Source organism: Shewanella sp. 125m-7 (genome assembly GCF_052977045.1).
This window is the reverse complement of the sequence record NZ_JBRILQ010000012.1, coordinates 36,483-49,528: the sequence shown is the minus strand read 5'-3', so window position 1 is coordinate 49,528 and position 13,046 is coordinate 36,483. Positions and strand designations below refer to the sequence as shown.

The window sequence follows — 13,046 nt, the reverse complement described above, 5'->3', positions numbered from 1 at the left end:
CAGCATTGAGCTGGCTTTCTGCATTTTTAACCGCGACTTAATGACCTCGGTGACTTAAGCGGTTAATGCTTAGCCTTTAGTGTTTCAAGCTGCGCACATCTGATCCGGTAGGCCCCTGGAATACTCTCAGACCGAATTCAGGCAATATCGCAAACAGGTGGTCAAAAATATCAGCCTGAATACCTTCGTAAAAATCCCAGCGGGTATCGTTAGTAAACATATAAAGTTCGATAGGCACACCGAGCTCAGTTGGTGCGAGTTGACGCACCATCAAGGTCATATCTTTACGGATCTTATCGTGCTGAGTTAAGTACTCTTGGATATAAGCTCTAAAGGTACCTAAGTTGGTTAGGTGGCGACTATTAACATACATGTCAGCATCTGTTACTTGGGCATTATATGTAATGATCTCCGCCGATTTTGCAGAGAAATAGTCTTTAAGATGATTGATCTTGTTTAAACTGCGCATGTCGTCTTCTGTTAAAAAACGCACCGATTGAATATCAATTTGTATTGCGCGTTTAATTCTTCGGCCACCAGATTCAGACATGCCACGCCAGTTTCTGAAGGAACCAGAAACCAAGGCGTAAGCGGGTAACATGGTCAGGGTTTGGTCAAAGTTACGCACTTTAACTGTGGTTAGCGATACCTCTTCTACCGTACCGTTGGCACCAAAGTTGTCCATTTCAATCCAATCACCAGGACTCACCATACGGTTAGCTGCAAGCTGAATTCCTGCCACAAAGCCTAAGATGGTATCTCTAAATACCAACATAACCAAACCCGTAGCAACACCTAAACCACTTAAGAAATAGACAGGCGATTGGTTTGCTAAAACTGAAATAGAGATGATGATAGCCACAAAGAACATGAACAGTTTAGCCAGCTGCACAAAGCTCTTAATCGGTAATCTGCGGCTCACTAAATTATAATCTGCAATTTCATTGGCAGCATCTAATGAGCTATAAATGGCGCGAACGAGTAACACCACAATCGTCACGTCGAGTAATCTATCGCTCAGGCTACTAAGTACTTTTTGGTCACTCAACGCCAGTGGCATCAATATATTCAAGATAAGAACGGGTACCAGTATCGCTATCTTCTCTAGCACTTGATGACGCATGAAAATATCGTCCCAATGGGCTTTAGAACGCAAAATAACCATATTCATGGTGGTCACTACGCCGCGCTTCACAAAGAAGTAACCAATAAAAGCAATAATAAGGCACGCAATCACCATAATTGCGCTAGACATACCATCAGAGGGCTGAGCATCGATACCGATTTTTGTAAGCCACTCCACTATCGATGAGCGTAATTCTTGATCCAAAGTCTCTCTCCAATATTGATCGGCCCCACCCGGAGCATATACCCAAACGACTTAAACATGCTCATTTCAGAGGCCTTGCGCGAGTTCAATTCTAGGCGTATTAGCGTAGGAATGGTAACTCCCTTTTAAGCTAGTGCAACAACGAAGTGAGCTTGCGCAAAGCCTTCTTCGATGGGGTTTAATGCACTTTCTGCTGCGTTATTGATCTTGCTAAGGGAACAACCATTAACTGCAATCAACGCCTTGCTTAAAGCGCATTAAATTCCCACTGAACCCTGCATCTTCAGGTGGCTTGGGTATAGATCTAAACAAAGTCCAACATCAGCGTCAAACAAGTTCAACACTGCTATTACAAACCTCTATTATTTCAGCTATTTTAACACTGTTGGTTGACTGTAAACAAAAGATTTAGAACAATATATCATCATATATCTGACGTTTAAGAGATAAGCATGAGTAGATTATTAGTAGCCAGCTTTGTCATTTTTTTTAGCCTTAACGCTATGGCAAATGATTACAGCCAAGACGAAGCTATCAAACCTACTCCGGTTATGGCTATAACTGTAGACTATATTCCCGCAGCGGAAAATATGTACGGAATCACTTTTGCTCCTCGTCATTATGACCGCGACTATGCCGACTGGGGCTATTACATAGGTTATGCCCAGAGTAAAAAAGAAGACGTTTATGTTGAGCCACCAGGTGAAGCCTACACCCGTGATACCCTCTGGCGCTTTGGCCTTAGCTATTCACTCACAACCGATCTCAGTTTCTATGGCGGCGCCGCGGCCTATACGACAGAGTACTCTTCAACTACCAATATCGTGCCTTATGTTGTTGGCGCCGAACCCGTCTGGGAAACCGATAAAGACACCCGATGGGGTGCCGAAATCGGCCTACGTTACGTTATTGGTAAACACCTGATGCTAGGTGCGGGCTATAACTCAGCCACCGAATCTGCCGTATTGAGTATCGGTTACTCTATGTAGCCATACCATTAATATCGATAGGTAGAAGACGGCCTAAATTACACTATTGGTTACGTCATTGGTAAACACCTGATGCTAGGTGCGAGCTATAACTCCTCAATGGAGTCTACCGTATTGAGTATTGAGTATCGGTTACTCCATGTAGCCATACCATGTAATATCGATAGGTAGAAGACGGCCTAAATTACACTATTGGTTACGTCATTGGTAAACACCTGATGCTAGGTGCGGGCTATAACTCCTCAATGGAGTCTACCGTATTGAGTATTGAGTATCGGTTACTCCATGTAGCCATACCATTAATATCGATAGGTAGACGTCGGCTTAAATTACACTATTGGTTACGTCATTGGTACACACCTGATGCTAGGTGCGGGCTATAACTCCTCAATGGAGTCTACCGTATTGAGTATCGGTTACTCTATGTAACGATAACCCTATCATTTAACGTAAATAATCTGGCCACTTTTGTGATGGCCACAGTCTAATTTAACTGTGATAGGTGTTAATCCTGCAACAGTTTGTCTATGCTAGGCCAATCTACGTTAATAGGTTAGCACTCATGTATAAAACCCTACGAACCTACGCCTCGATTGCGTTACTGATGTTTTCAATTCCCGCGCTTGCCGAAGAAGTGGCAAGAGTCACCTTAGACAATGGTGCCACTGTTAAACTCAACGACGACTTTACATGGGAATATGTCATTTTTGAGAGCCAAAGCAAGCCAGATACCGCTGTCCCTGTAACCTTGCCAGCAACCATCGCCACTGTAGCCGTGGCAGAAAGTAGCACGCCAGTAAAAAGTGAACCGAAAGTCACGACCGACGCAATACCAACAACACTGCCTGCCAACACAGAAACACTGACTTCGAGCGCTATCGCGCAATCTGCATTACTAAAATCAACCGCCAAAAGCGGCGTAAAAGTCAGCGTTCTTGATAGCCAATGGGATGATGACCGCCTAGGCCTGACCTTCGAACTTAGCAGCAACAGCCCAGAACATTACGTGATGATAGAGCTAGAGGTCAGCTTGTTTGCCGACTCAGGTATATTAATCAAAAAAGAAACCGTCAAAGTATGGCAAGCCGTTTTCAGAATGCCTGACACTTACCTGCGTAAAGGCCAGACTCGCGAAAGCCGTGTATTCTGGATTGAAGGTATCGACAAGGCTCAGTGGACTAAGCAGCTTATGAGTTTGAAAATGGGTGAAATGGACTCACGCATGTAAGCCATATTTAAAGTTAACGCCCTAATATCCAAAACGAAAGCCAGCCGTGATAGCCACGACTGGCTTTTTAATTTAATGACGTTTAAAGCTTAAAGAGTACGCTTTCTTTAGTTTGCAGCCCCACCCCCGCTCAATAAATGCGCCAGCATTCATCCTACAATAAAGATAAAAAAATCCGCTAAAACTGTGAGTTTACAAGTCAGCATAACATTTAGTTATACCTGTCTAAACGATAGTCAATTGACTCATACTAGGTACAGAACCATATAATCAGCGCATAGATTAATTATATTATCCGGTTAAGTTATGGAACTATCATTATTATTAATGACAGTATTTTTCGCGGCAACGTTACAAGCTGCAACAGGCTTTGGATTTGGTTTAATTGGCGTTAGCTTTTTACTTGTATTATTACAATCAAATTCAGCCATTCAAATTGTTATTATATTAACGCTCGCAATGTCATTAGTTCACTTTATTAAAATCCGCAAAATAGCACCAATGGATTTAGTCAAAAAAATAATGTTTGGTTGCGCGCTTGGTTACCCTATCGGGATCATTATATTTAGTAATTTCGACCTCACTGCACTTAAAATTTCTGTCGCGGTACTTATTCTAGCGATTACCGTTCAGAACATCTTAGAGATGATTAAAACCCATAAGGGGCATGAAACGACTCCTGCGAGCATGGGCAAAGGTTCCTGTTTTGGAGTGGGCACTATGTCCGGTGTGATGGCGAGTGCTATGGCGATGCCAGGCCCTGTTGTCGTTGCATACCTAACTCGCAGTGTGCTCTCTAAAGATCAAATTAGAGCCACTGTCATCACCTGCTCTACCTTCTCTTACATAGTGGCATTAGGCCTTCAAGCTTCTTTTGTCGGGATAGAAACTCAGACACTTAAAACATCAATGATGTTAATTCCTGCAACCTTTATAGGCGCATTCTTCGGGGATTACATATCTAAATACATCAACCCAAAGTTATTTAAAAAAATCACCTTGTTTGTTTTATTCGGTAGCGGACTAAACATTCTAATAAATATATAAAACAGAAAAACCGTTTTAATTAAAAACCAACAGCATTAACAAACTAATTTTTCTTACACATATTGATAAAACAATAAATTAATATCAAAGGAATCGAACATGCTTACTGATAAATATCCAAAAGCTAAATTGGCACACACACCTACACCTTTTGAATTTATGGCTAATATGACCAAAAAATTCGGTGGTCCAAAATTATGGATTAAGCGTGATGATGCTACTGGTCTAGCAATGGGCGGCAACAAGGCGCGTCAGCTAGAATTTTATGTTGGTAAGGCTCAATCTGACGGTTGTAACGCCCTACTCACCACAGGTGCGGTGCAGTCTAACCATGTTCGTATGACAGTTGCAGCAGCTCGTAAGATGGGCTGGCATATAGAAGTTCAGCTAGAACACCGTGTAGATGGCAGATTACCTGAATACGAAAACAGTGGTAACCCTTTCCTAGATAAGATCATGGGCGCAAAAATCCATAATTACCCCGTCGGTGAAGATGAAAATGGTGCCGATCAAGTGATGTACGACCGAGCAGAAGAACTTGCCGCCGAAGGCTATAAGCCATTCGTTATCCCGTTAGGTGCTGTAGGTAAAACGCCATGGGGTGCACTAGGTTATGTTGACTGTGTTGAAGAGTTATTGCTTCAAGCACAAGCGACTGGCATGAAGATCGATGCCATCGTACTACCGACAGGCTCTGCTAACACTCACGCAGGTGTTTTAGCGGGCTTAATCGCCCTAAACAGCGATATCCCAGTATACGGTTTCTGCGTTCGCCGCGACAAAGTGGCTCAGTTCGAGCGCGTATTAATTAAGACTCGCAAAGTACTGCAACTACTTGGTGTTGACGAAAATAAAGCGACTCACGACTTAGTTAAGTGTGAAGACTGGGTGCTTGGCCCAGGATATGGCCAATTGACGACTGAAGTTCATGAAGCAATCGAGATTTTAGGTCATGAAGAAGGGATATTATTAGACCCTACCTACACAGCTAAGAGCATGGCTGGCATGATCGGCATGATCCGCGACGGTCAATTCACTAAAGAGCAGAACGTGGTGTTTTTACATACAGGTGGTACACCAGCCCTATTCGGCTACCCAGAACTGATTGCCAATAAGTAAAAAATTAAAAATATGCCTGAGCGTTTTCTCAGGCATTTTGGCCAAAATTTTTATTCCAAGCATGGAGAGGCTAAGCCTCTTGCATCGCGACGGGATAGGTAGAATCAATTATGTCTCAGTCAACTAAGCTTGAGTTTCATATTGGAAAAATAGGTGGCATGGTTCCACTATTGACCATGGTTGGTCTAATGCTACTGCTTACCTTTAATGGCGTTGGAGGCCCAAAATCTGCTTGGGCTCCTGGCTTTATCGCCATCATCTTAGGTATGTTTCTGGTTAAGAGTAAGCGTGATTATTTTCAGTCTATTTTAGATGGCATCGCCGATAAAACCGGAGTGGTAGTGATCACCGCTTGGATTTTTGCAGCAGTTCTAGGCTCATTAATGAAGGCCGGCGGTCTAGTAGACGGTATCTTATGGTTTGGTATGTCTACCGGTATTCAAGGCAGCATGTTCCTTATCATCGTATTTATGTCTACCGCAATATTTGCTATGGGTACCGGCTCCTCAAATGGTGCCAATTTAGCCTTAGCACCCATTCTATTCCCAGCCGGTGTGTACCTAGGCGCAGATCCCGCCTTCGTTGCTCTAGCGCTTCTATCAGGCGCAGTATTTGGCGATAACGTTGCCCCAATTTCAGATACCACCATCGTAGGCTGTACCACACAGGGAGCCGATTTTGGCGCCACGGTTCGCCAACGTATGCCACTGTCTTTAACGGCGGGCGCTATTGCACTGGTAGCCTTGGTATTCTTTGGTCAAGGTGACGGTCTAGTCGAAGCCGCTGGTCAAAGCGGTGACAGCGCTCGTCCAGAAAGTTTACTGATGTTGCTCTCTGTTGCTGCCGTGGTTTTCTTCGCGCTTAAGGGTCGTCACCTATTGGAAGCCCTTAGCTACGGTATCTTAGTTGCTACGGTTGTTGGACTGGGTATCGGCGCTTTCGCGGTAACAGATCTGTTCACCGTTCCTTCTGAGCGCGGTGTATCGAATGGTATCATCGAAGATGCGATTGCGGGTGTAACCGGTGCTGTAGTATTCGTTATCTTAATCTTGGGTGTTATCAAGATTTTCATGAATAGCGGCATTATTGATGACATTCTCAAGTTCATCACTGAACGCGTTTCAAACAGCACTCGCAGCACTGAACTATTGATGTTCTTCTCGACTTCTGTGTCATCACTATTAGTCAGCTCAAATGCGCCATCTCAGTTGCTAGTGGGACCAACGCTTATTAAACCACTAGGTGAGAAGAACAATATTACTCCTGAGCGTCGCGCAAACTTGATGAGCGCCTCAGTGTGTTCAATCTTCTACATGATGCCTTGGTGTCTAGCGGTTATGGTCTGGTACTCGGCTGTTGAAACCTCAGCCATCTCTTCAGGCCTAGCGGTTCCAAGTGCATCAATCAGCTTTATGGCGCCATACCCTTGGGCACTATTGTGCGTAATGATGTTCTCAATCATCACAGGCTGGAAACGCTACGGCAATCAGGCTCAAGCTCAAGTACAACCAGCCTAATTTACAACTAATAACAATAAACGAATGACAAAAGCTGTGGCGGCGTAGGCCGCCACAAGTAAAAAAATAGGAAATAAAAATGACTAAAGTACTTAACACTGAATCAGCACCAGCAGCTATCGGCCCATATGTTCAAGGTGTTGACCTTGGTAGCATGATCTTTACCTCTGGCCAGCTACCAATCGATCCAGCAACAGGTGAAATGTCTGCAGATGTGGCAGAGCAGGCACTACAGTCACTAAAGAACGTTCAAGCTATCGTAGAGTCTGCGGGTCTAACTATGGCTAACGTGTTTAAGATGACAGTATTCGTAAAAGATCTAAACAGCTTCCCTATCGTTAACGAAGTTTACCAAAACTTCTTCGACAACTTAGGCGCTGCTTACCCAGCACGCTCTTGTGTTGAAGTTGCACGTCTTCCAAAAGATGCGCTAATCGAAATCGAAGCGATTGCAATAAGAAGCTAATCAGAATTGATTGATCAAATACCGCAGCATGCTGCGGTATTTTTTTGGCTTTTTATCATGTTCACATTAGCTTTCAGGCTCTTTATTCAGTGCCGGGCTTTCAAAATACTCAAATAAGATGTCTAAGAAAGCATTCACCATCCTAGGAGTCTGAATCCCTTTTGCCTGAACCACGTGGTATTCCCACTCAGTCACAGGTTCAAATGGCCGACTTACAATGCCATCCGCACCAGACTGCAGTACGAAAGGGTCTAAAATTGCGATACCCACGCCCTTCTTCACTAGCTGAAACAGAGTACTTTGCTCTCTCGCCTCAAGAATAATATTACGCTTAACGCTCTGCTTAAGAAACGCATCCTCGACTCGCGTTCGAAATGGACTGCCATAGGCCAAGGTCATAAAGCGTTCATGTTTCAGATCGATCGGTGAGAGTGAGCTTTTTTGTGCTAATGGATGTCCCTCATGGAGTAAAACCACCGCTCGGTGTCTGCGCAGAAAGCGACAGTTGAACTCCTCTTCATCCGCTTCAACGTTAGTGGTTATTGCAATATCGATTCTGTGGCTACGCACCATTTCCAATAGCTGAATTCTTGATGCCGACTCCAATTCAATCGACACATTAGGGTGCTCACTTAAAAATGCTGCGATCACGTCTGGCATAAAACTATTAGAGCAAATAGGCATCACGCCGACGCGCAGTCGACCCTGGTTATTGCGAGCAATGGCATCAGCCGAAGAAGCTAAACTGTTCATCCCAATAAAGACCCGATTAACATCTTTATAGAATAATTTCGCCTCTGGCGTTGCTTCTAATTTATTGTGTGTACGCACAAATAACGGAAAACCCACTCGATACTCAAGTTCAGACAGCAAACGACTCACCGCGGGTTGAGAAATATAGAGTAACTCTGCTGCGCCAGTGACGGTGCCTGACAGCATGAAACAGCGAAACGCTTCAATTTGACGAATTTTGATTTTCGAATCTGCTGGCAATGATTTCACCTAATAAGAGACAGCTATAGTCAGGCGATAGTAGCGAAAAGCACTTTTTGCTACTGAGTACCGCCTCTCAAATCCAGCAACTTACGACGCTAAAAAGCCAATAAAAAAGGGCCATTAGGCCCTTTTACTCACGACTAACTAAATAAAACCTATAGACTAGGTAAGATATTTGCTGGCAGGTATGCGTTGTAGCTGGCTGTTAGCAACAAGTTAGTTGCGGCTTCGATATCAGGGCCGAAGAAACGGTCCTTATCGTAGTAAGTCACTAACTCACGTAACTCAGCTTTTGCCTTTGCTACAGCCACACTCGGTTGCAGTGGCGCGCGGAAATCTAAGCCTTGCGCCGCAGCTAATAACTCAACCGCCAATACACCGCGGGTGTTTTCAGACATATCGCGCAAACGGCGCGCCGCAAAGGTCGCCATCGACACGTGATCTTCTTGGTTCGCCGATGTCGGTAAGCTATCGACTGATGCAGGATGGGCGTAAGTTTTGTTCTCTGATGCCAATGCCGCTGCCGTTACCTGCGCAATCATAAAGCCTGAGTTAACCCCGCCGTTTTCAACCAAAAATGGAGGCAGTTTCGACAGGTTAGAGTCAATCAACAACGCGATACGACGCTCAGCGATAGAGCCAAGCTCAGCAATCGCAATCGCTAAGTTGTCCGCTGCCATAGCAACAGGCTCAGCGTGGAAGTTACCACCCGAGATAATATCGCCAGTGTCTTGGAACACGAGTGGGTTATCGGTAACGCCATTAGCTTCTGTGCCAAGTACATCTGCCGCGTGGCGAATTTGAGTTAAACATGCCCCAAGCACCTGTGGCTGACAACGTAACGAGTAAGGATCTTGTACCTTTTCACAGTTAACGTGATCTAGGCTGATCTCAGACTCATCACCGAGTAAATGACGGAACACAGCCGCCGAATCAATCTGACCTTTTTGACCACGAGCTGCGTGAATACGTGCATCGAACGGGCTACGACTGCCCATTGCCGCTTCAACGCTCATGGCACCAATCACTGAGCTTGCAGCAAACAGATCTTCTGCGTTAAACAAACCTTCAAGGGCTAATGCCGTTGAAGCTTGAGTACCGTTAAGCAGTGCTAAACCTTCTTTGGCCGCCAGCTCAAGTGGCTTAAGCCCGGCGATTTCAAGACCCTGCGCGGCGCTAATTAGCTGACCTTTATAACTCACTTCGCCTTCAGCAAGCAGTGGCAAACACATGTGTGATAGCGGCGCTAAGTCACCCGATGCCCCCACAGAGCCCTTTTCAGGTACACAGGGATAAACTTCAGCATTCACCAGTGCAATTAGGAAATTAATCACCTCTAAACGAATGCCAGAAAAACCACGGCTCAGTGAGTTGATCTTCAATACCATCATCAAGCGCACAGTCGCATCGCTCATGGGTTTTCCGGTACCTGCAGCGTGAGACAGCACAATAGAGCGCTGTAGCAGTTGCAGGTCGTCAGCAGCAATCTTGGTGTTTGCCAACAAGCCAAAGCCGGTGTTAATGCCGTAAACCGTGCGGCCTTCATCCAATACTTGCTGTACTAGCCCTGCACTGGTGTTGATATCGGCGATAGCGCTTTGTGCTAGTTCTAATGTTACCTTGCCACGACTGATCTCACGGATTTGCGCTAGGGTTAACGTACCCGGAGTTAATACTAAATGACTCATGTTAATGCCTCTTATTCTTATACTGCTCGTTCGAGCTGGCTTATAGCATTGGCAGGTCAAGACCCTGCTCTTTTGCACAATTTTTAGCGATATCGTATCCGGCGTCAGCGTGACGCATCACCCCCGTTGCCGGGTCATTCCACAGTACGCGACCTAAGCGCGCCGCAGCGTCATCACTGCCGTCAGCCACAATCACCACACCAGAGTGCTGGCTAAAGCCCATACCGACACCACCACCGTGATGCAGCGATACCCAAGTTGCACCGCTTGCGGTGTTAAGCAGTGCGTTCATTAACGGCCAATCCGATACCGCATCAGAACCATCGAGCATAGATTCTGTTTCGCGGTTAGGGCTAGCAACTGAGCCTGAATCTAAATGGTCGCGACCAATCACAATTGGCGCTGACAGCTCGCCATTTTTTACCATTTCGTTAAAGGCGAGTGCCAAACGAGCACGATCTTTTAAGCCTACCCAGCAGATGCGTGACGGCAGACCTTGGAACGCGATACGCTCGCGCGCCATATCTAACCAGTTGTGTAGATGTGGATTATCAGGAATAAGCTCTTTTACTTTTGCGTCGGTCTTGTAGATATCCTCAGGGTCGCCAGACAGCGCCACCCAGCGGAATGGGCCTATGCCTTCACAGAACAGTGGGCGTACATAAGCTGGCACAAAACCGGGAAAATCGAATGCGTTTTCAACGCCTTCTTCAAATGCCATTTGGCGGATGTTGTTACCGTAATCGGTGGTCGCCGCGCCTGCAGCTTGTAGCGCCAGCATGGCTTTTACTTGCACTGCCATTGACTGCTTGGCCGCTTTAACCACTGCCGCTTCGTCAGTTTTACGCATTTCAATCGCTTGCTCTAGCGTCCAGCCTTGTGGCAGGTAACCATTTAGCGGATCATGCGCCGAGGTTTGGTCAGTCACTACATCAGGGGTAATACCGCGTTCAACCAGTTCGGCAAATACGTCAGCTGCGTTACCAAGCAGACCAACCGAAACGGGCTTGCCATTAGCATTAGCTTCATCAATCATCGCTAAGGCTTGATCAAGGCTAGTGGCTTTTTTGTCGACGTATTTTGTCCGTAGACGGAAATCGATACGAGTTTCATCCACTTCACAGGTCAATACTGAGTAACCCGCCATAGTGCCAGCTAGAGGCTGCGCGCCGCCCATGCCACCTAGGCCACCGGTTAAGATCCACTTGCCTGCAGACGAACCATTAAAGTGTTGCTTAGCCATAGCAACGAACGTTTCGTAAGTCCCTTGGACAATGCCTTGTGAGCCGATATAGATCCACGAACCTGCTGTCATCTGGCCATACATGGCCAACCCTTTTTTATCTAACTCGTTAAAATGTTCCCAGTTTGCCCAATGTGGCACTAGGTTAGAGTTAGCGATGATCACCCGCGGTGCGTTACTGTGGGTTTTGAATACGCCAACTGGCTTACCCGACTGCACCATTAAGGTTTCGTCTTCTTCAAGGCGCTGCAGTACCTCAACGATTTTGTCGTAACACTCCCAATCACGAGCCGCACGGCCAATACCGCCATAAACCACTAAGTCTTCAGGACGCTCAGCCACATCGGGATGCAAGTTGTTCATCAACATTCGCATAGGTGCTTCAGTCAGCCAGCTCTTACAGCTGAGTGTTGTTCCTGTCGGCGCGATAATGCGGCGGCTCGGATCGTGTCTCTTATCCATAGGTACTACCTCGTTCAATTTGTTTTTATGTTTTTCTTATCAGCTTATTTTTAAGCTTTATATTTACTGTCTTACTGTCAATTCTTTGGTAAATCATTAGTGAATCATTGCTAAAGCGTTTTGTTGATCGCTTTTACTTGCATAGCGGCAGCCCACTGCGTCTTAACTCCCCAGCGTCTTTAACTAAAGGTCAGGTGGCCACCTAATTTAAATCGACTGCCGGGATGCACTAAGCGCGCAAAACTCACCACACCTTGGCGTGACCAAGTTCGGCGAGTAATCTGTAAACACGGCTCTGAGGCTGCAATTTGTAACAGGGCTAACTGCGCAATATCGGCCATTTTGGCCTCGATAGTGTGCTTGGCTTCGGTTAACGGTGCCACCATCGACAAATATTCATGGGGAGTTTGCTGGGTAAAATCTTGTGCTAAATACTCAGGCACCAGTTTAGGGTTAACAAAGCGCTCTTCTAGCTGCAGCGGTGTACCTTGCTCGCAGTGGACTAATACCGACTGATAAACCGCGCCGCCCTCTTCTAGCCCCAGCGCAATCGCAATCGCGCCCGTTGCCGTGGTTTGAGTCAGCAACACTTGTTGCACACTATAACCGTGACCACGGTCTTTTATCTCGTCGGCAATATTGCGAATCGCCATCATCGAAGACTGGGTTTTTAGGCCTGCAACGAAAGTGCCTAAGCCTTGAGAGCGCTCTAATACGCCCGATTCAGTTAACTCAGTAACGGCACGGCGCGCCGTCATGCGGCTGCAATTAAACAACTCGGCCAATTGATTTTCAGATGGCACACGGCTATCTTCAGCCCATTCGCCAGACTCAATTTGCGCTAAAATATATTGCTTAATCTCTTCAAACTTTGGCGTTGCCATTAACTATCCCGTTGCTATTTAACTTGCAGCCCGCTATTTACATGCTCAAAAACTCGGCTACAATCCTAGCTTGTATA

11 protein-coding genes are annotated in these 13,046 nt (G+C 45.8%); 6 read left to right on the top strand and 5 right to left on the bottom strand.

The window, feature by feature from the left end; translation table 11 throughout:
* Positions 1–76: 76 nt before the first annotated feature.
* Complete coding sequence (locus ACVBIL_RS07920; protein ID WP_447166435.1) at positions 77–1,330, bottom strand: mechanosensitive ion channel family protein; 1,254 nt, start codon at positions 1,328–1,330, stop codon at positions 77–79.
* A gap of 452 nt (positions 1,331–1,782) precedes the next feature.
* On the opposite strand from ACVBIL_RS07920, the gene ACVBIL_RS07915 reads away from it, so the two are divergent.
* From ACVBIL_RS07915 to ACVBIL_RS07890, 6 genes are all read left to right on the top strand, one after another.
* Positions 1,783–2,319 carry a TonB-dependent receptor gene (locus tag ACVBIL_RS07915; RefSeq protein ID WP_447166434.1) on the top strand — a complete coding sequence of 179 codons (537 nt, stop codon included), beginning with the start codon at positions 1,783–1,785 and terminating at the stop codon, positions 2,317–2,319.
* A gap of 562 nt (positions 2,320–2,881) precedes the next feature.
* The gene (locus ACVBIL_RS07910) at positions 2,882–3,547 is read left to right on the top strand and encodes a DUF3157 family protein (RefSeq protein ID WP_447166433.1); all 666 of its coding nucleotides are present in this window, start codon (positions 2,882–2,884) and stop codon (positions 3,545–3,547) included.
* A gap of 306 nt (positions 3,548–3,853) precedes the next feature.
* On the top strand, positions 3,854–4,594 hold the full coding sequence (locus ACVBIL_RS07905) for a sulfite exporter TauE/SafE family protein (RefSeq protein WP_447166432.1): 741 nt from the start codon (positions 3,854–3,856) through the stop codon (positions 4,592–4,594).
* A 99-nt stretch (positions 4,595–4,693) separates the two neighbouring features.
* On the top strand, positions 4,694–5,713 hold the full coding sequence (locus ACVBIL_RS07900; protein WP_447166431.1) for a D-cysteine desulfhydrase family protein: 1,020 nt from the start codon (positions 4,694–4,696) through the stop codon (positions 5,711–5,713).
* Positions 5,714–5,823: 110 nt separating this feature from the next.
* The gene (locus ACVBIL_RS07895) at positions 5,824–7,230 is read left to right on the top strand and encodes a Na+/H+ antiporter NhaC family protein (protein ID WP_447166430.1); all 1,407 of its coding nucleotides are present in this window, start codon (positions 5,824–5,826) and stop codon (positions 7,228–7,230) included.
* 79 nt (positions 7,231–7,309) lie between these two features.
* A complete protein-coding gene (locus ACVBIL_RS07890; RefSeq protein WP_447166429.1) occupies positions 7,310–7,696 on the top strand; it encodes a RidA family protein in 387 nt (128 codons plus the stop codon).
* A 66-nt stretch (positions 7,697–7,762) separates the two neighbouring features.
* On the opposite strand, the gene ACVBIL_RS07885 is transcribed toward ACVBIL_RS07890, so the two are convergent.
* The 4 genes from ACVBIL_RS07885 to hutC all read right to left on the bottom strand — a co-directional run bounded on the left by ACVBIL_RS07885 (position 7,763) and on the right by hutC (position 12,969).
* A complete protein-coding gene (locus ACVBIL_RS07885; protein WP_447166428.1) occupies positions 7,763–8,698 on the bottom strand; it encodes a LysR substrate-binding domain-containing protein in 936 nt (311 codons plus the stop codon).
* Positions 8,699–8,847: 149 nt separating this feature from the next.
* The gene (hutH, locus tag ACVBIL_RS07880) at positions 8,848–10,380 is read right to left on the bottom strand and encodes a histidine ammonia-lyase (RefSeq protein ID WP_447166427.1); all 1,533 of its coding nucleotides are present in this window, start codon (positions 10,378–10,380) and stop codon (positions 8,848–8,850) included.
* 40 nt (positions 10,381–10,420) lie between these two features.
* Positions 10,421–12,085, bottom strand: a complete 1,665-nt coding sequence (gene hutU, locus ACVBIL_RS07875) for a urocanate hydratase (protein WP_447166426.1) — start codon at positions 12,083–12,085, stop codon at positions 10,421–10,423.
* Between the two features lie 179 nt (positions 12,086–12,264).
* Complete coding sequence (hutC, locus tag ACVBIL_RS07870; RefSeq protein WP_447166425.1) at positions 12,265–12,969, bottom strand: histidine utilization repressor; 705 nt, start codon at positions 12,967–12,969, stop codon at positions 12,265–12,267.
* Positions 12,970–13,046 lie beyond the last annotated feature (77 nt).